Here is a 16,610-nt window from a genome sequence, read left to right on the forward strand (position 1 = left end):
CCCTCGTGGTGGCTGATCGTGGTGGCCGGCGCCTGTGCTCAGCGCCGGTCCGCGTCCAGTGGTTCCAGGTCCTCGTCCTCGTCGAGGTCGGTGTCGAGGTCGTCCAGGTCCTCAGCCTCGCCCTCGTCGCCGTCTTCGTCGTCGACGTCGTCGTCGAGTTCTTCGTCGAAGACGGCGCTGACGTCGAAACGGCAGACCACCTGCTGCGGATCGACCTGCTCGAACGGCGCCTCCAGCCACTCGCCGGGTTCGGCCGGTTCGTCCGCGGCCGCCACCCAGAGCGTGGAGTCGCCCTCCTCCAGTCCGAATTCCTTGTGCCGGGAGGCGATCTCGTCGGGCTCGAACTCGCCGAAGAGGAGGCCGAGCGCGCCGTGGACCGTCCCGGAGGCGGCCAGGCCGTCCTCGCCCTCCGCGGCCTCGATCCGCTCGGCCTGCGCCAGCAGCCGCTGCGGCTCGGCCACCGCGTAGTCGCGGCGGATGAGTACGCTCAGCGCGTTCGGTTCCTCGGGCCCGTTGTACGGGGGCAGCGCATCCTCCGCACCGGGGATCTCGAAGGGTGTGACCTCGTCGTAGCGGTCGTAGAGCAGTTCGTCGTACACCTCTGCGGCCGCGGCCAGCTGGTTGAACGCCTCGTAGACGGCCGGGTCGTCCTCCCCCGACCTGCGTTCGACCGCGGCCAGGTGGCGGTCGAGCGCGGTCTTGACCGCCTCGGCGGCGGCGCGTACCTCGGCAGCGGTGGGCTGCGCAGCATCAGACATAGTGCAGACGCTATCCGTACCAGGCCCCAGCCCGCACAATAGATGCGATGCCGGAATACGAATTTGTCGACGTGTACGTACCTCGCGGGGTCTCCCGCAAGGAAACGGCACGTCTGCTGACGGACCATGCCGAGTACGGACACTGGGAGTTGTACCGTCTGAGCCTGCTGCGGGACGGCAGCCGCAAGGTGCGGTTGCGCCGGCGGATCATCCGCCAGGTGCGGGCCACGTGGTGAGCTGGGGCGGCACACTGGGAGAAGGCATGTGACGGAGCGGGCCCCGCCGGATGGCGGGGCCCGCTCCTTTCGCGATGGTGTCAGGCCGAGGCGCGTGCCTTGCGGTAGAGGACCGCGCCCGCCAGCAGCGCGCCGGCGCCGGCCGGGAGGACGAGCCAAAGCGGAGGTCGCTGCCGGTGTTCGCGAGTTGGGCGCCCCCGTCGGGTTTGCGTGACGAGCTGGCCGCCCGGGTTTTGTTGCCCGTGCAACCGCCCGGCGTCTCGGCGCCGGTGCTGGGCGGCGTGCCCGGGGTGCCGGGGTGACCGGGCTCCTCGGGGCTGCCGGGGTTGCCCGGGTTACCGGGGTTGCCCGGGTTACCCGGGTTACCCGGGTTTCCAGGGTTGCCCGGGTTACCCGGCTGCCCGGGGTTCTCGTGGCCGCCGCCGGGCGGGTTGGTGTGGTGTCCGCCGGAGCCGCCGTTGCGGCAGTCGTTGCCCGCGCTGGGGTTCCCGACGCCGATGATGTCGACGCTGTTGCCGCAGACGTTCACCGGCACGTCGATCGGCGCCTGGACGTGGTTGCCCGAGCCGACGCCGGGCGAGTCGGTGGCGTGTCCGCCGGCGTGCGAGCCGCCGTGGCCACGGTGCTCGCCGTAGCCCCCCGACGACGATCCGCCCCCCTTGTTGGCGCAGGAGTTGCCCACCGACGGGTTGAGCACCCCGACGACGTTGACCGTGTTCCCGCAGACGTTGACCGGGACGTGCACCGGCGCCTGCACCGTGTTTCCGGACAGCACGCCGGGCGAGCCCGAACTGGCGCCATGGGCGCCCGAGTCGGCGTGCGCCGCGCCGCCCGCGGCGGCGATCACGCCGGTCGCGGCCGCCACGGTCATCAGACCCTTGCGGGTGACCTGTCGCATTACTGAATACCTGCCTTCGACCCTGTCTCGAATTCTTTTCGAGCTCTTCTCGAATTACTCGAAAGAAGCGTTCGGTCCCGGAGCGCGTGGCACGCACTCCGGGACCGATGGCTTTGAAACTCCCCTCAGTGAGGGGAAAGCATCACTTGTTGATGCAGGTGTTGCCGAAGGCGGGGTTCAGCAGCCCGATCACGGAGACCGTGTTGCCGCAGACGTTCACCGGGACGTGAACGGGCACCTGAACAACGTTGCCGGACAGGACACCCGGGGAGTGCACGGCGGCACCCTGGGCACCCGAGTCGGCGACGGCCAGGCCCGCGCTCGCGAGAACCAGCCCACCGGTGGCAGCCGCAGCAGCGACGACCTTCTTGATCATTATTCCTCCTAGTTGGCAAAGCGACCCATCTTGCGATCGCATTACCTGTAACGAGGAGGGAGTAATGAGGCTACGAGCTTATGGTCGCATTCACCCTTCCCAGTCGATCTCGCACACCCGACCGAATAGCGGCGTTCCGTTACGGGCGTTCCGCTCGGGCCGGTTCAGGACGCGTCGATGAACCGGTCGAGCACGCGCACGCCGAACTGGAGGCCCTCCACCGGCACCCGCTCGTCCACGCCGTGGAACATGCCGGCGAAGTCCAGCTCCGGCGGCAGCTTCAGCGGCACGAAGCCGAAGCCCCGGATGCCCAGGTCGTCGAAGGACTTGGCGTCCGTCCCGCCGGAGAGCATGTAGGGGATCGCCTTGGCTGTCGGGTCCTCGGCCAGCAGAGCGGACTGCATCGCCCCGACGAGCGCCCCGTCGAAGGTGGTCTCCACGGCCTTGTCGGCGTGGACGTCCTCGCGGCGCACGTTCGGGCCGAGGATCCGGTCGAGGTCGGCGAGGAACTCCTCCTCGTGGCCGGGCAGGAACCGTCCGTCGACGTGGGCGGTCGCCTCGCCCGGGATGACGTTGACCTTGTAACCGGCGCCGAGCTGGGTGGGGTTGGCCGTATTGCTCAGGGTCGCGCCGATGAACTTGGCGATGCCGCCGAGCCTGACGAGGGTCGACTCCATGTCCTCCGGGTCGAGTTCGGTGCCGAGCGCGTCACCGAGCTCGTCGAGGAAGGCGCGGGTGGTCTTCGTGACGCGCACCGGGAACTTGTGCCGCCCGAGCCGCGCGACGGCCTCCGACAGCTCGGTGATCGCGTTGTCCCGGTGGATCATCGACCCGTGCCCGGCGGTGCCGGCCACGGTGAGCTTCATCCAGTGCATGCCCTTCTCGGCCGTCTGGATCATGTAGAGCCGCCGCTGCTCGCTGACGGTGAACGAGAACCCGCCCACCTCGCTGATCGCCTCGGTGACGCCCTCGAACAGCTCGGGGTGCTTGCGCACGAGGTGCTTGGCCCCGTACGTGCCGCCGGCCTCCTCGTCGGCGAGGAACGCGAGGACGATGTCGCGCGGAGGCTTGCGCCCGCTGCGCAGCCGGTCGCGGACGACCGCCAGGGTCATCGCGTCCATGTCCTTCATGTCGACGGCCCCGCGGCCCCACACACAGCCGTCGGCGACCTCGCCGGAGAAGGGGTGGTGCGTCCAGTCGTCCGCGTTGGCCGGTACGACGTCGGTGTGGCCGTGGATGAGGAGCGCGGGCCGGGAGGGGTCCTCGCCCTCGATCCGGGCCACCGTGGAGGCGCGGCCCGGGTGGGACTCGAAGATCTGCGGTTCGAGCCCGACCTCGGCGAGCTTCTCGGCGACGTACTCGGCCGCCTTCCGCTCGCCCGGACCCGAGTGGTCGCCGTAGTTGCTGGTGTCGATCTGGATCAGCTCGCGGCAGAGGTCCACGACCTCGTCCTCGCCGGTGACGCTCCTGGCCGTGTCCGTCTCGCTCACGTGCTTCCTCCCGGTGTCACTGCTGGTGGGTCCCCCTCATCCTCTCTCTCCCCGGCCCACACCCCAAGAGAGCTCCCGGCCCGTCACACGCCGTTCACGCCTCGCCGGGGTGTGGACGGGGGGTGATCGGCCACCCCGGAAAGCCTGGTAATGTTTACGTCGTCGCCGCGGGGAGAACCCACGCGACAGACACCTTGTCCGGGTGGCGGAATGGCAGACGCGCTAGCTTGAGGTGCTAGTGCCCTTTATCGGGCGTGGGGGTTCAAGTCCCCCCTCGGACACATGAAGCTGAGGGCCGTGACCGCGAGGTCACGGCCCTCAGGCGTTGTCGCGGAAGGGTGACCATGACCAGTCGTTCCTGCCCGTGCGGGCTGCCCGAGGCCTACGAGGCGTGCTGCGGCCGGTATCACTCGGGTGCCGCCGCGGCGCCGACCGCCGAGGCGTTGATGCGGTCGCGGTACTGCGCCTTCGTGAAGGGGGACGCCGCGTATCTGCTGCGCACCTGGCATCCGCGGACGCGGCCCGGGCGGCTGGAGCTCGATCCGGGGATGCGGTGGACCGGGCTGGAGATCCTGGACACGCGTGACGGGTCCGCGTTCCACTCCGGCGGGACGGTGGAGTTCCGGGCGTCGTACCGGGGCGGTTCGCTGCACGAGCGGAGCCGGTTCGAGCGGGTCGACGGAGCGTGGGTGTACATCGACGGGGAGTTTCCGGCGTAGCGGGGTCAGGGGGCCAGGATGTCGAGTTCCTGGAGGGCCCCGACCGTGATCTCGCGGGTCAGTTCCTCCGCGCGGACCGCGTCGCCCGCGCGGACCGCCTCGGCGACCTGGACGTGCAGGGTGACGGCGGCCGGGTCGGGGTCCTCGAACATCACGTCGTGATGGGTGCGACCGGCGAGGACCTCGGCGACGACGTCGCCGAGGCGGGCGAACATCTCGTTGCCGGAGGCGTCCAGGATGGCGCGGTGGAAGGCCATGTCGTGGACGAGGTACTCCTCGAGCTTGTGACCGCGTGAGTTGGCGACCATGCCGAGGGCGCACTCGGTGAGTTCGGCGCACTGTTCGGCCGTGGCGTGCCGGGCGGCGAGGCCGGCCGCGACCGGCTCGATCGCGGAGCGCAGCAGCGTGAGGGAGCGCAGCTGCCGGGGGCGGTCCTTGCCGGCCAGGCGCCAGCGGATGACCTGGGGGTCGTAGACGTTCCACTCGGCCGTCGGGCGGACCGTGACGCCGACGCGGCGGCGGGACTGGACCAGGTGCATGGACTCCAGGACGCGGACCGCCTCGCGCATCACGGATCGTGACACGTCGAAACGCTGGGCGAGCTCGTCCGTGCGCAGCACGCTGCCGGGCGGGTACTCGCCCGCCGTGATCTCGGGGCCGAGGGTGTCCAGTACATGGCCGTGCAGCCCCCGGCCCGGTGTGCTCATGCACTCAGCGTACGGGGTAGATCACGCAGCCAAAAAGTCAGACTTATTTGTCACGGCCTCTTGAATTCGTCGTACCTAATGAGTTTCAGTTGCGTCGACATCACGTGTCGACGAAGACAGCAGACAGTGAGGCAGCGATGAACACCCCCCACGTCGTCGTGGTCATGGGCGTCGCCGGCACCGGCAAGACCACCATCGGTCCCCTGCTCGCGGCCCGGCTCGGCGTTCCGTACGCCGAGGGCGACGACTTCCACCCGCAGGCCAACATCGCCAAGATGTCGGCCGGTACGCCGCTCACCGACGAGGACCGCGGGCCCTGGCTCGACGCCATCGGCGAGTGGGCGCACGGGCGGGCCGGGCTCGGCGGGGTGGTCAGCTGCTCGGCACTGAAGCGGTCGTACCGCGACCGGCTGCGCGCCGCCGCGCCGGGCGTGGTCTTCGTGCACCTCACGGGCGACCGCGCGCTGATCGAGGACCGGATGTCGCACCGGCAGGGGCACTTCATGCCCACGGCACTGCTCGACTCCCAGTTCGCCACGCTCCAGCCGCTGGAGGCGGACGAGGCGGGAGTCGGTGTGGACGTCTCGGGCGGTCCGCAGGAGATCACCGAGCGCGCCGCGCTCGCCCTGGCGGACCTCCCCGAAACCGTCCAGTAGCCCCTGACGGTCTCCCCTCCTCCACTCCCCCGAAGACAAGGGACCCCTACCCCGTGACCAGACTCAGCGTCGAGATGCTGGCAGCGGACGCCGCCGAGCCGATCACCTCGGCCGGACACGCTCAGCTGGGCATCGCCGTCCTGGCGGGCATCGCCGTCATCGTCCTGCTCATCACCAAGTTCAAGCTGCATGCCTTCCTGGCGCTGACCATCGGGTCACTGGCGCTCGGCGCGATAGCCGGGGCGCCACTGGACAAGGTCCTCCTCAGCTTCAGCACCGGACTCGGCACCACGGTCGCCGGCGTCGGTGTGCTGATCGCCCTCGGCGCGATCCTCGGCAAGATGCTCGCCGACTCCGGCGGCGCCGACCAGATCGTCGACACCATCCTCGCGAAGGCCGGCGGGCGGTCGATGCCATGGGCGATGGTGCTGATCGCCTCCGTGATCGGGCTGCCGCTGTTCTTCGAGGTCGGCATCGTGCTGCTGATCCCGGTGGTGCTGATGGTCGCCAAGCGCGGCAACTACTCGCTGATGCGGATCGGCATCCCGGCGCTCGCCGGCCTGTCCGTGATGCACGGTCTGGTGCCGCCGCACCCCGGTCCGCTGGTCGCGATCGACGCGGTCAAGGCCGACCTCGGTGTGACGCTGGCCCTCGGTGTCCTCGTCGCGATACCCACGGTGATCATCGCCGGTCCGGTGTTCTCGAAGTACGCGGCCCGCTGGGTGGACGTCCCCGCGCCCGAGAACATGATCCCGCAGCGCGCTTCGGAGGACCTGGAGAAGCGCCCCGGCTTTGGCGCCACGCTGTTCACGGTCCTGCTGCCGGTGATCCTCATGCTGGCCAAGGCGCTCGTCGACATCGTCATCGACGATGTCGAGAACCCGGTCCAGCGCGTCTTCGACGTGATCGGCGCCCCGATGATCGCGCTGCTCGCCTCGGTGCTGGTCGGCATCTTCACCCTGCTGCGGCCCGCCGGGTTCTCCAAGGAGCGGATCTCGCCGCTCGTCGAGAAGAGCCTCGCCCCGATCGCGGGCATCCTGCTGATCGTCGGCGCCGGCGGCGGCTTCAAGCAGACGCTGATCGACACCGGGGTGGGTCAGATGGTCCTGGACATCTCGAAGGACTGGTCGATCCCCGCGCTGCTGCTGGCCTGGCTGATCGCGGTGGCGATCCGGCTCGCGACCGGTTCGGCGACGGTGGCGACGGTCTCGGCGGCCGGTCTGGTCGCCCCGCTCGCCGCCGACATGTCGACCACGCACGCGGCGCTCCTCGTCCTGGCCATCGGCGCCGGCTCGCTCTTCTTCAGCCACGTCAACGACGCCGGGTTCTGGATGGTCAAGGAGTACTTCGGGCTGAGTGTCGGCCAGAACATCAAGACCTGGTCCGTCATGGAGACGATCATCTCGGTGGTCGCCGGCGGCATCGTCCTGTTGTTGTCCCTGGTCATTTAGGAGTAGGAACTGCGATGGTGGCTCACCCTCTCTTCGACATCAGCGGCCGTACGGCCCTGGTGACCGGTTCCAGCCGGGGCATCGGACTGGCCCTGGCCCGTGGTCTCGCGGAGGCCGGCTGCACGGTCGTCCTCAACGGACGCGACAAGGACCGGCTCGCCGAAGCGGCCGCCGGACTGCCCGGTGACAAGGTGCACACGGCTGCGTTCGACGTGACCGACGGGCCGTGCGTGGCGGACGGGATCGCGGACGTCGAGGAGCGGGTGGGCCCGCTCGACATCCTCGTCAACAACGCGGGCATGCAACTGCGCGCCCCACTGCTGGAGTTCACCGACTCCGACTGGCACCGGATCCTGGACACCAACCTGACCAGTGCCTTCCTGGTCGGCCGGGAGGCGGCGCGCCGGATGACGGAACGCGGCCACGGAAAGATCGTCAACATCTGCTCGCTGCAGAGCGAGGTGGTACGGCCCGGGATCGCGCCGTACGCGGCCACCAAGGGCGCGCTGAAGATGCTCACCAAGGGCATGTGCGCGGACTGGGGCCCGAGCGGTGTGCAGGTCAACGGGCTCGGCCCGGGCTACATCGAGACCGAGCTGACCCAACCCCTGGTCGACGACGAGGAGTTCAGCGCCTGGGTGCGGCGGCGCACCCCGGCCGGCCGCTGGGGCCGGACCCAGGACCTGGTGGGCGGGGTGCTGTTCCTCGCTTCCCCCGCCGCGGACTTCGTCAGCGGACAGGTGCTGTACGTCGACGGCGGCATGACGAGCGTGCTGTGACCATCAGGGAGGCTGCGATGCTGGGTTGTGTGATCCACGGTCAGGATGACCTGAGGGTCGCGGAGTTGCCGGTTCCGGTCCCCGGGCCGGGACAGGCGCTGGTGGCTGTGCGCTACGGCGGGGTGTGCGGGTCCGATCTGCACTACTGGCGGCACGGCGGGGTCGGTGACTTCCGGCTCAGGGAGCCGATGGTGCTCGGCCACGAGGTCGTCGGGACCGTCCTGGAGTACGGGGCGGACGCGTCGGGCCCGGCTCCGGGTACGGCTGTCGCCGTGCATCCGGCGACCCCGTGCGGGGTGTGCCCCGAGTGCGGGGACAAGCGGCGGAACGTGTGCCGCGACACCGCCTATCTGGGCAGTGCGGCGCGCTTCCCGCACGTGCAGGGCGGTTTCGCGGCTCAGGTGGTCGTGCCCGCCGAGCAGGTGCGGGCCCTGCCGGACGGTCTCGAACTGCGCCGTGCGGCGCTCGCCGAGCCCCTGTCCGTCGCCGTGCACGCGGTGCGGCGGGCCGGGGAGGTGGCCGGCCGGCATGTGCTGGTGACCGGTGCCGGGCCCATCGGGTGTCTGGTGGTCGCGGCGGCGAAGGCGGCGGGGGCGGCGCATGTCACCGTCACGGATCTGCTGCCCGAGGCGCTGGAGTACGCGTTGATCGCCGGTGCCGGGACGGTCGTACGGGCCGATGACCCGGACGACGCCGGGTGGCCCGCCGAGGTGGACCTGGCGATCGAGGCGTCCGGGGTGGCCGCGGGGCTCGACGCGTGTCTGCGGCGGGTGCGGCGCGGTGGGGTCGTGGTGCAACTGGGCATGCTGCCGCCGGGGCAGAGTCCGTTCGCGGGGAATCTCGTGGTGAGCCGGGAGATCGAGCTGCGCGGGGCATTCCGGTTCGACACCGAGTTCGACGAGGCGCTGGCCCTGCTCGCGGTGGAGCCGGCGTTCGACGGGCTGGTCAGTGCGGTGGTTCCCGTGGCGGACGCCGAGTCGGCTTTCGCGCTGGCCGCTGATCGGAGTCGGTCCTGCAAGGTGCTGTTGGATTTCGCGGCAGCACCGTAGGGGTTGTTGCTGTCGGGCGGGTGCGGGCGCGTTGTGGCTGGTCGCGCCCGCGCGGCGGAGCCGCAGATCGATACAGCCCCGCGCCCCTTAGGGCGCCGGTGGCCCTGCGCGTCTCCCCCGAGCGGTGGAGACGGTTCCTTCCCCGGGCTGATCCACGCTCGCCGAGCGACTGCGACCTTGGGCTCATGACCAGCACCGTCTCATCCGTTTCACCGTCCGGGGTCCCGCGCCCGCCCGGGCGGCTGCGCAGGGCCTGGGCCACCGCTCACTCGCCGGTGGCCGGAGTGCCTCGGTGGGCGCGGAGCGCCGCCTACGCCGTTCCGCTCGTCGTGTTGCCGTCGAGCCTGTGGCGGGTGCTGGTGACCTTCTTCGACGAGGACACCGCGGGCAAGACCGGGAGCCTGCCGTCGTGGCTGCCGGGTGAGGTCTATGTGGTCCTGCTCTCGGTGCTGTCCGAGCTGGTGGCGTTCACCGCGGTCGGGCTGGTCGCCGCGTGGGGTGAGGTGTTCCCGCGCTGGGTCCCGCTGTTGCGGGGGCGCAGGGTGCCGACCTGGGGCGCGGTCGTGCCCGCCGCCCTCGGCGCGGTGGTGCTGACGGCCCTGTGGACCGCCGCGTCGGTCGCGGAGGCCGCCGGAGTCACCCTCCGGGGAGAGCCGCTCCCGTCCGACTACCCGACAGCGGCGGGCGGCTGGGGGGCCGCTGTGTTCTACGTCTGCTACGCCCCGCTGTTGCTGTGGGGGCCACTGCTCGGGGCCGTCACGGTCGCCTACGTGCGGCGCAGGCGCGGCCTCCCGCCGACCGGGCCCGGCTGAGTCACGGCCGCCACAGCGTGTGCTCCCGGTTCGCCCACTCGCGGCTCACCGTCCCGGTGCGCATGCCTCGGCGGGATTCCGGGTCCGCCAGGGCCATGCCGATGTGGCCGGCCAGGACGATGCCGATGGTGAGGGCCAGCCAGTCGTGGACGAAGGTCGCGCTGGTGCGCCATACGAGCGGGGTGAGGTGGGTGAACCACATGATCAGGCCGGTGCCGAGCATGACGAGGGTGGCGCCGGCGATCCAGGCCGCGTAGATCTTCTGGCCGGCGTTGAACTTGCCGGCCGGGCGGGACGCGTGCCGTTTGTCGCGGTGCAGGGCGGCGCGCAGCCAGGTGCGGTCGTGCGGGCCGAAGCGGTTGAGGCGGCGGAGGTCGGCGCGCAAGGCACGGGAGGCGAGGCCTGCCAGGACGGGGACGGGCAGGGCCAGGCCGGCCCACTCGTGCAGGGTGACGACCAGGGCGCGGCGGCCGACGAGTTCGGCGAGCTGCGGGACGTAGAGGCAGGCCGCCGTCAGGACGCAGACGCCCATGAGGACGGCCGTCGTGCGGTGCACCCAGCGTTCGGCCCGGCTGAAGCGTCTGACCGCGGCCGTGGTGTCAGCTGGTGGGGTCATCGTCCCGTCCGTTCGAGCGGCCCACCCAGGCGTCGACGTCGTAGCCGCGTTCCTCCCAGTAGCCGGGCTCGACGTCGTCGGTGACGGTGATGCCGGAGAGCCACTTGGCCGACTTGTAGAAGTACATCGGCGCCACGTAGAGGCGGACCGGGCCGCCGTGGGAGTGGCCGAGGTCCTTGTCCTGCATGCGCAGGGCGACCAGGACGTCCGCGCGGCGGGCCTGGTCGAGGGTGAGGCTCTCGCTGTAGGTGCCGTCGAAGCAGGTGAAGCGGATCGCCTTGGCGCCGGGGCGGACTCCGGCCTCGTCCAGCAGACGGGCGAGGCGTACGCCCTCGAAGGGGGTGTGCGGGACGCGCCAGCCGGTGACGCACTGGACGTCGCGGACCATGCGGGTCTGCGGGAGGGCCCTGAGGTCGGCCAGGGTGTAGGTCGCGGGGTGGTCGACCAGGCCGTCCACCTTCAGGCGGTAGGTGTCGGCGTTCTTGCGCGGGACGGACGAGGCGACCGAGTAGTAGCGGAAGCCGCCGCCGTTCGGGAGCAGTCCGGTCAGGCCGGTGGGGTCCTTGTCGGCGGTGCCGCCGAGGAAGCCCTCAAGGCCGCGCTGCAGCTTGGGCGCGGCGACCACGCCGAGTGCGCCCAGGCCGAGGGTGCCGAGGAAGACGCGGCGGCCGATCGGGGTGCCCCGCTCGTCGGGGTGTCCGTCGTTCACGCCGTCCTGTACGTCCTCGTGCTCGCCCCCATTCACGTCTTCGTCCGCGTTCTTGTCCGCGTTCCTCTTCACGTTCTCATTCGAACACCCGCGGCCCCGGCAGGACAGGGATCGCGGGTGCTCGTCAGACTTCCGTAACGACTTCTTACGCGCGAACGGTTTCTGACGCGTGCCGTCTCAGGACGACGCCGCCTTGTCCAGCTGGAACGCCTCGTTGCCAAGGCCGATCCGGGCGTGCTTCTCGGGGGCGCGGGCGCGCAGCACCAGCCCGAGGACCAGGCCCGCGGCGAGGGCGAGGGCGATGATGCCGGGCAGCACCCAGCTCAGCGAGGAGCCGGGGCCGGCACCGACCAGCACCTCGAAGTCCTTCACCGTGTAGCCGGCGATCACGAGCAGGGCGAGGCCCGACAGGGTGGAGGTGACCAGCCGCCAGGCCTGGGCGCCGGCGGCGCCGCGGCGGACGAAGAACACGACGACCGAGAGCGAGGCCGCCGCCATCAGCACGATCACACCGAGGGCGCCGATGTTGCCGAACCAGGTGAACAGGTGCAGGACGGGCGCGGTCGGGTCGCCGACCGGATTGTCGTCGGCGACCGCGAACGCGATCACGACCACCACGGCCACGACGGTCTGGAGCAGCGAGCCGGTGCCGGGGGCGCCGCTGCTGCCGCTGGTGCGGCCGAAGGCGGCGGGCAGCAGGCCCTCGCGGCCCATGGCGAAGGCATACCGGGCGACGACGTTGTGGAAGCTGAGCAGCGCGGCGAACATGCCGGTGACGAAGAGGACGTGCAGGACGTCCGTGAAGGTGCCGCCGAGGCGGGACTCGGTGAGGAAGAACAGCAGTCCGGCGCTCTGCTTCTGGGATGTGCCGACGATCGCGGAGGGGCCGGTGGCGACGGTGAGGGCCCAGCTGCTGAGCGCGAAGAAGACGGCGACCCCGCCGACGGCGAGGAACATCACGCGCGGCACCAGCACGTGCGGCCGGCTGGTCTCCTCGGCGTAGACGGGGGCCTGCTCGAAGCCGAGGAAGGCGGCGATGCAGAAACACAGCGCGGTGCCGACGCCCGCGCCGGTGAGGGTGTCGGGGTTGAAGGCGTGCAGCGACAGGCCTTCCTTCGCGGGGTCGGCGAGGGCGGCGACGTCGAAGATCACGACGAGCAGCACCTCGATGACCAGCAGCACGCCGAGCACGCGCGCGTTGACGTCGATCTTCAGCCAGCCCAGCAGCCCGACGGCGAGCGCGGCGGCGAGCGCCGGTATCCACCAGGCGACCTCGACCTCGGCGTAGGTGGCGAAGAGCCCGGACACCTCGAAGCCGAAGATGCCGTAGATGCCGACCTGGAGCGCGTTATAGGCGACGAGGGCGACCAGCGCGGCGCCGGCGCCCGCGGTGCCGCCGAGGCCGCGGGAGATGTAGGCGTAGAAGGCGCCCGCGTTGTGGACGTGGCGGCTCATCTCGGCGTACCCGACGCTGAAGAGGATCAGGACGACGCCGAGGAGGACGAAGAGCAGCGGCTGGCCGACGATGCCCATCACCGCGAATGTGGTGGGCATGACACCGGCGACCACCATGAGCGGGGCGGTCGCGGCGAGGACGGAGAGCAGCAGTCCCCCGGTGCCGAGGCGGTCGGCGCGCAGGGCCCGTTCCTGTCCCTTGAACGTACTGATGCCGCCACCGGCGGCGGACGTGCTCGTGCTCGAACTGTCCGTGGTCATCGGGAGAGCGTCCTCACTTCTGGGTTTCCGGGTCTCAGACGGTGCCGAGGGCGCCGGCGCGGGCGGCGGCGAAAGCGGTGTGCGGGTCGCGGTCCGGGTACGACCAGGGCGCGGGCGTGGCGTGCCGGCCGATCCGGTGGAACAGGGCGGCGGCCTCGGCGCCCCGCCCCTCGCAGAACTTGGCGTGGGCGAGGAAGTTCAGGTCGATCAGCCGGCGCGGGTGGCCTTCGAGCTCCCACTCCAGCCACCAGTCGAAGGCGGACTTCATCACCTGCCGGGCGCGGCGGCCCGTCCAGTGGCCCGAGGCGGCCGGGTCCGCGGGTTCGTGCCCGGCGGCGGCCAGCACGCGGTAGCGCTCGGCATGCGCGATGACCGGCAGGATCGCGAGCGGGGAGTCGGCCGGTGCCTGTTCGGCGGCCCAGTTGGCGAAGTCGTAGACCTCGTGCAGCGGATCCGGTCCGGCCTCGGTGCGGCGTCCGGCGAGCCTCGTGACCATCAGGTGGTGGGCATGGTGGTGGTCGGCGTACCGGCCGCGGACCTGCTCGAAGGCGCGGACCACGTCCTGGTCGGTCCCGACGGCGCACTCCAGCATGAGCAGTCCGAGCCAGGGCGTGGGGTCGGCGCGGACGCGTTCGGCGGCGATCAGGCAGTCCTCGCGGGCGCGGGCCGGCTTTCCCTTGCCCTGCAGCACGCGCCTGACCTGGGCGAGGGCGAGCAGTACGAAGGCGTCGGCGGACTCGGGCTCGGCGAGCAGCCACTCGCGGGCCCACGCGGCGCAGTAGGACTCCCGCGCGAGGACCGTGAAGCGGTGGCCGCGCCGGTCCCAGTCGTCTCCGGTGTGCACCAGCAGGGAACGGGCGTTCTGCCAGCGGCCCTGCGCCAGTGCGGCGCGCGCGGCGACGAGGTCGGTGTCGTCGAGGGCCTCGTCGAAGGCCTGAGACGCACGTCTGCGGCCACGGCCGAGGGGAGGCGGGGGTGGGGACACCGCGAACTTCCTCACGCGCTCTTCTTGTGTTTCGGCTCACGGCGGTCGGTGGAGCGCGGATGTGCGCATTGCCATGAACTGATCACACACAGCCAACCCCCCGCCTACGGTTGACGTCAAGGGCGCCAAGGGCGTTACACGCGTCAAGTGCCGTTACTCGTGAGGGTTTTGTGATCAACGGGGAGCGGGAGAGACGTGTGGCGCCCATCCGAATTATCCTTTTCGCCCTTTGTGACGTACGTCATAGCACTGGGCGGCCTCCGCCCCGCACGATGGCACGACGTACGGGCGCACCGGGCGGAGTCGGCCGGTAGAGTCGGCCCCTACGCAATCGTGACCCGGCCTGACGATCGAGGTACACCGCGTGTCGGTTCTAGTTCTGGTGCTCGCCGTGAGCGCCGCCTGCTGTCTGGGCTTCGGCTTCGTCCTCCAGCAGAACGCGGCCCAGCGCGCCCCCCTCAACGACTTCCTCTCCTTCCGCCTGCTGGTCGACCTGATGAAGGTGCCGCGCTGGCTGGGCGGCATCGCCCTGATGGTGGCCGGCATGGGGCTGGGCGCGGCGGCACTGGGGCAGGGTGAGCTGTCACTGGTGGAGCCGCTGCTGGCGACGAACCTGCTCTTCGCGCTCGCGCTGTCCCGCAGGCAGACCCGGCAGTCGCTGGGCCGCCAGGGGTGGGCGGGCCTTCTGCTGCTGGCGGGCGGGGTGACCGCGTTCATCGTGGCCGGTGAGCCGCAGGGCGGCGCCGCGACGGCCGATCCGACCCGGCAGTGGCTGATCATCGGGGCCATGACCGGGCTCGCCCTGCTGCTCACGACACACGCGAAGCGCTCCCGGCTGAGCTCCGGGCCGGTGCTGCTGGCGCTGGCCGCCGGGCTGTTGTACGGCGTGCAGGACGCGCTCACGCGGGTGAGCGGGGAGAAGTTTTCCCAGGGCGGCTTCGCCGAGCTGATGACCGGCTGGCAGCCGTACGCGGTGCTCGCCCTGGGTGTCACGGGACTGCTCCTCGTGCAGAGCGCCTTCGAGACCGCGTCCCTGCGCAAGTCGCTGCCCGCCCTCACCGCCGCACAGCCGCTCGCCGGGATCATCTGCGGCGTCGGCTTCCTGGGCGACCGGCTGCGGACCGACGCGGTGGCGCTGTCCTGGGAGGCGGGCGGTCTCCTGGCCGTGGTGGCCGGGATCATCCTGCTGGGGCTGCACCCCTGCATGCCCACGGGGGCGGCCCGGCCGGCCCGCGTCGGGCAGCTGCAGCCGCAGACGCAGTGACGCCGTCCCTCACGCTTGGGGCGCGCCCTGCTTGGATGAGGGCATGAGTGCCGCAGACGAGATCCTCGACATCGTCGACGAGAACGACCAGGTCATCGGCCAGTCCCCCCGGGGCGAAGCGTACGCCGGGGGCCTGCGGCACCGCTGCGTCTTCATCCAGGCCCGGGACGCCGAGGGCCGCATCTTCGTGCACCGGCGGACGCCGACCAAGCTGGTCTTCCCCTCCCTGTACGACATGTTCGTCGGCGGTGTGGTCGGCGCGGGCGAGAGCTATGACACGGCGGCCCTGCGCGAGGCCGAGGAGGAACTGGGCGTGAGCGGCCTGCCGGCCCCGCGGTACCTCTTCAAGTTCCTCTACGACAACGGCGCCGGCCAGAGCTGGTGGTCGGCGGTGTACGAGGTCACCTGCGCACGTCCGGTCCGGCCGCAGGTCGAGGAGGTCGCCTGGCACGACTTCCTGCCCGAGGACGAGGTGCGGCGGCGGCTGCGGGACTGGGAGTTCGTGCCGGACGGGCTGGCGGCGTACGAACGGCTCACGGCGTTCCGGTCGACCGGCCGATCGGGCTCATGAACAGGCAAGGCCCGCCGGGGCCGGTCCGGACGTGTGAGCAGGAGGCCTCGGCGTCACGGGTAGGGTCGCGCAGGTGATCGAGTTCGTACGGAACGTCCGGCTGTGGTTCGCGCCCGCGGAGGTCCGGCGGGACGGTGTGACGCCCGACTACCGGTTCTCGCTGGCGAACGAACGCACCTTCCTGGCCTGGCTGCGCACCGCGCTCGCGCTGATCGGCGGCGGTTTCGCCGTGGACCAGTTCCTGCCGGACCTGCGCTGGGGCTGGCGTGTGGGCCTGGCGCTCGCGCTGCTGGCCGCGGGCGTGCTGTGCTCCCTGCGGGCGGTCAACCACTGGGTGCGCTGCGAGCGGGCCATGCGCCGGGGCGAGGACCTGCCGGTGTCCCGGTTCCCCGCGGTGCTGAGCCTCGTCGTCGCGGTCGTGGCCCTCGTCATGGTCGTCGTGGTGCTCGTGGGGTGGGAGGGGTGAGCGCGTCGGGGAGCGTGCCCCGGGATCCCGACCGCGACCCCGGGCTCCAGCCCGAGCGGACCCGCCTCGCGTGGCGGCGTACGACGCTCTCGGTCACCGTCGCCGCCGTGCTCGCCGTGAAGACCGCGCTGCACGGCGGGGTGTCGGCGCCCGGGATCATCGCGTGCGCGCTGTGCTGTGTCCTGTGGCTGGGGTTCCTGGGCGTGGCCCACCGCCGAATCCGCGCCCTCGCGTCCTCCCCCGACCCCGTGGCGTTCGCGCCCCGGCACGCCACGGCCGCCGTGCTGTGCACCACGGCGATGGCGGTGTGCGGAGCGGCACTGGTCCTCTAGGGACTGTCCGGTCAGCACAC

The 16,610-nt window shown here is 71.2% G+C and carries 19 protein-coding genes, 1 tRNA gene and 1 pseudogene; 12 read left to right on the forward strand and 9 right to left on the reverse strand.

Features of this window, described 5'->3' with window-relative positions; all coding sequences use genetic code 11:
- Nucleotides 1-38 precede the first annotated feature (38 nt).
- Nucleotides 39-758, reverse strand: coding sequence for a hypothetical protein (locus tag SSQG_RS07625; protein ID WP_003989150.1), 720 nt, complete (start codon nt 756-758; stop codon nt 39-41).
- A 47-nt stretch (nt 759-805) separates the two neighbouring features.
- Here SSQG_RS07625 and SSQG_RS07630 point away from each other — a divergent pair, with 47 nt between their 5' ends.
- Nucleotides 806-994 (forward strand): DUF5703 family protein, encoded by a 189-nt coding sequence (locus SSQG_RS07630; RefSeq protein WP_003989151.1) that lies wholly within the window; start codon nt 806-808, stop codon nt 992-994.
- A gap of 80 nt (nt 995-1,074) precedes the next feature.
- On the opposite strand, the pseudogene SSQG_RS07635 reads toward SSQG_RS07630, so the two are convergent.
- From SSQG_RS07635 to SSQG_RS07645, 3 genes and pseudogenes are all read right to left on the reverse strand, one after another.
- A pseudogene (locus tag SSQG_RS07635) lies at nt 1,075-1,892 on the reverse strand (chaplin).
- Nucleotides 1,893-2,034: 142 nt separating this feature from the next.
- Nucleotides 2,035-2,268 (reverse strand): chaplin ChpH, encoded by a 234-nt coding sequence (chpH, locus tag SSQG_RS07640; protein ID WP_003989153.1) that lies wholly within the window; start codon nt 2,266-2,268, stop codon nt 2,035-2,037.
- Between the two features lie 164 nt (nt 2,269-2,432).
- Nucleotides 2,433-3,758 carry a M20/M25/M40 family metallo-hydrolase gene (locus tag SSQG_RS07645; protein ID WP_003989154.1) on the reverse strand — a complete coding sequence of 442 codons (1,326 nt, stop codon included), beginning with the start codon at nt 3,756-3,758 and terminating at the stop codon, nt 2,433-2,435.
- 196 nt (nt 3,759-3,954) lie between these two features.
- Between SSQG_RS07645 and SSQG_RS07650 the strand changes: the two genes are divergently transcribed.
- Both SSQG_RS07650 and SSQG_RS07655 read left to right on the forward strand, forming a co-directional pair.
- A tRNA-Leu gene (locus SSQG_RS07650) sits at nt 3,955-4,039 on the forward strand.
- Nucleotides 4,040-4,102: 63 nt separating this feature from the next.
- Entirely contained in the window at nt 4,103-4,477 is a 375-nt protein-coding gene (locus SSQG_RS07655; protein WP_039932117.1) for a YchJ family protein, read from the forward strand.
- A gap of 5 nt (nt 4,478-4,482) precedes the next feature.
- Here the strand turns inward: SSQG_RS07655 and SSQG_RS07660 are convergent, their stop codons facing one another.
- Nucleotides 4,483-5,184 carry a FadR/GntR family transcriptional regulator gene (locus SSQG_RS07660; protein WP_003989156.1) on the reverse strand — a complete coding sequence of 234 codons (702 nt, stop codon included), beginning with the start codon at nt 5,182-5,184 and terminating at the stop codon, nt 4,483-4,485.
- A gap of 137 nt (nt 5,185-5,321) precedes the next feature.
- Between SSQG_RS07660 and SSQG_RS07665 the strand changes: the two genes are divergently transcribed.
- The 5 genes from SSQG_RS07665 to SSQG_RS07685 all read left to right on the forward strand — a co-directional run bounded on the left by SSQG_RS07665 (nt 5,322) and on the right by SSQG_RS07685 (nt 9,931).
- Nucleotides 5,322-5,840 (forward strand): gluconokinase, encoded by a 519-nt coding sequence (locus tag SSQG_RS07665; protein ID WP_003989157.1) that lies wholly within the window; start codon nt 5,322-5,324, stop codon nt 5,838-5,840.
- Between the two features lie 53 nt (nt 5,841-5,893).
- Nucleotides 5,894-7,291 (forward strand): gluconate:H+ symporter, encoded by a 1,398-nt coding sequence (locus tag SSQG_RS07670; protein ID WP_003989158.1) that lies wholly within the window; start codon nt 5,894-5,896, stop codon nt 7,289-7,291.
- 14 nt (nt 7,292-7,305) lie between these two features.
- Complete coding sequence (locus SSQG_RS07675) at nt 7,306-8,070, forward strand: SDR family oxidoreductase (protein ID WP_003989159.1); 765 nt, start codon at nt 7,306-7,308, stop codon at nt 8,068-8,070.
- Between the two features lie 17 nt (nt 8,071-8,087).
- Nucleotides 8,088-9,119: an L-idonate 5-dehydrogenase gene (locus SSQG_RS07680; protein ID WP_039932118.1), complete on the forward strand. Its 1,032-nt coding sequence runs from the start codon at nt 8,088-8,090 to the stop codon at nt 9,117-9,119.
- A gap of 185 nt (nt 9,120-9,304) precedes the next feature.
- Entirely contained in the window at nt 9,305-9,931 is a 627-nt protein-coding gene (locus SSQG_RS07685; protein ID WP_003989161.1) for a hypothetical protein, read from the forward strand.
- 1 nt (nt 9,932) lies between these two features.
- Here SSQG_RS07685 and SSQG_RS07690 read toward each other — a convergent pair whose 3' ends face one another.
- The 4 genes from SSQG_RS07690 to SSQG_RS07705 all read right to left on the reverse strand — a co-directional run bounded on the left by SSQG_RS07690 (nt 9,933) and on the right by SSQG_RS07705 (nt 13,957).
- Nucleotides 9,933-10,547, reverse strand: a complete 615-nt coding sequence (locus tag SSQG_RS07690; RefSeq protein ID WP_003989162.1) for a cytochrome b/b6 domain-containing protein — start codon at nt 10,545-10,547, stop codon at nt 9,933-9,935.
- On the reverse strand, nt 10,531-11,256 hold the full coding sequence (locus tag SSQG_RS07695; protein WP_003989163.1) for a molybdopterin-dependent oxidoreductase: 726 nt from the start codon (nt 11,254-11,256) through the stop codon (nt 10,531-10,533). The genes SSQG_RS07690 and SSQG_RS07695 overlap by 17 nt, the downstream gene beginning before the upstream one ends.
- A gap of 177 nt (nt 11,257-11,433) precedes the next feature.
- The gene (locus SSQG_RS07700; RefSeq protein WP_003989164.1) at nt 11,434-12,972 is read right to left on the reverse strand and encodes an APC family permease; all 1,539 of its coding nucleotides are present in this window, start codon (nt 12,970-12,972) and stop codon (nt 11,434-11,436) included.
- Between the two features lie 34 nt (nt 12,973-13,006).
- The gene (locus SSQG_RS07705) at nt 13,007-13,957 is read right to left on the reverse strand and encodes a hypothetical protein (protein WP_003989165.1); all 951 of its coding nucleotides are present in this window, start codon (nt 13,955-13,957) and stop codon (nt 13,007-13,009) included.
- Nucleotides 13,958-14,321: 364 nt separating this feature from the next.
- Between SSQG_RS07705 and SSQG_RS07710 the strand changes: the two genes are divergently transcribed.
- The 4 genes from SSQG_RS07710 (at nt 14,322) to SSQG_RS07725 (ending at nt 16,590) form a co-directional block, all read left to right on the forward strand.
- Nucleotides 14,322-15,221 carry a DMT family transporter gene (locus SSQG_RS07710; RefSeq protein WP_003989166.1) on the forward strand — a complete coding sequence of 300 codons (900 nt, stop codon included), beginning with the start codon at nt 14,322-14,324 and terminating at the stop codon, nt 15,219-15,221.
- A 43-nt stretch (nt 15,222-15,264) separates the two neighbouring features.
- Nucleotides 15,265-15,792, forward strand: a complete 528-nt coding sequence (locus tag SSQG_RS07715; protein WP_039932119.1) for an NUDIX hydrolase — start codon at nt 15,265-15,267, stop codon at nt 15,790-15,792.
- A gap of 73 nt (nt 15,793-15,865) precedes the next feature.
- Nucleotides 15,866-16,258 (forward strand): YidH family protein, encoded by a 393-nt coding sequence (locus SSQG_RS07720; RefSeq protein ID WP_003989168.1) that lies wholly within the window; start codon nt 15,866-15,868, stop codon nt 16,256-16,258.
- Nucleotides 16,255-16,590 (forward strand): DUF202 domain-containing protein, encoded by a 336-nt coding sequence (locus SSQG_RS07725; protein ID WP_208865624.1) that lies wholly within the window; start codon nt 16,255-16,257, stop codon nt 16,588-16,590. Before SSQG_RS07720 ends, SSQG_RS07725 begins: the two co-directional genes overlap by 4 nt.
- Nucleotides 16,591-16,610: the final 20 nt, after the last annotated feature.

The organism is Streptomyces viridochromogenes DSM 40736 (assembly GCF_000158955.1).
Classification (GTDB): domain Bacteria; phylum Actinomycetota; class Actinomycetes; order Streptomycetales; family Streptomycetaceae; genus Streptomyces; species Streptomyces venetus.

Bases quoted from the DNA above. Each gene is read 5' to 3' on its own strand.
- SSQG_RS07625 (WP_003989150.1), bottom strand. From the start codon at position 758: ATGTCTGATGCTGCGCAGCCCACCGCTGCCGAGGTACGCGCCGCCGCC.
- SSQG_RS07630 (WP_003989151.1), top strand. From the start codon at position 806: ATGCCGGAATACGAATTTGTCGACGTGTACGTACCTCGCGGGGTCTCC.
- chpH (WP_003989153.1), bottom strand. From the start codon at position 2,268: ATGATCAAGAAGGTCGTCGCTGCTGCGGCTGCCACCGGTGGGCTGGTT.
- SSQG_RS07655 (WP_039932117.1), top strand. From the start codon at position 4,103: ATGACCAGTCGTTCCTGCCCGTGCGGGCTGCCCGAGGCCTACGAGGCG.
- SSQG_RS07660 (WP_003989156.1), bottom strand. From the start codon at position 5,184: ATGAGCACACCGGGCCGGGGGCTGCACGGCCATGTACTGGACACCCTC.
- SSQG_RS07665 (WP_003989157.1), top strand. From the start codon at position 5,322: ATGAACACCCCCCACGTCGTCGTGGTCATGGGCGTCGCCGGCACCGGC.
- SSQG_RS07675 (WP_003989159.1), top strand. From the start codon at position 7,306: ATGGTGGCTCACCCTCTCTTCGACATCAGCGGCCGTACGGCCCTGGTG.
- SSQG_RS07680 (WP_039932118.1), top strand. From the start codon at position 8,088: ATGCTGGGTTGTGTGATCCACGGTCAGGATGACCTGAGGGTCGCGGAG.
- SSQG_RS07685 (WP_003989161.1), top strand. From the start codon at position 9,305: ATGACCAGCACCGTCTCATCCGTTTCACCGTCCGGGGTCCCGCGCCCG.
- SSQG_RS07690 (WP_003989162.1), bottom strand. From the start codon at position 10,547: ATGACCCCACCAGCTGACACCACGGCCGCGGTCAGACGCTTCAGCCGG.
- SSQG_RS07700 (WP_003989164.1), bottom strand. From the start codon at position 12,972: ATGACCACGGACAGTTCGAGCACGAGCACGTCCGCCGCCGGTGGCGGC.
- SSQG_RS07715 (WP_039932119.1), top strand. From the start codon at position 15,265: ATGAGTGCCGCAGACGAGATCCTCGACATCGTCGACGAGAACGACCAG.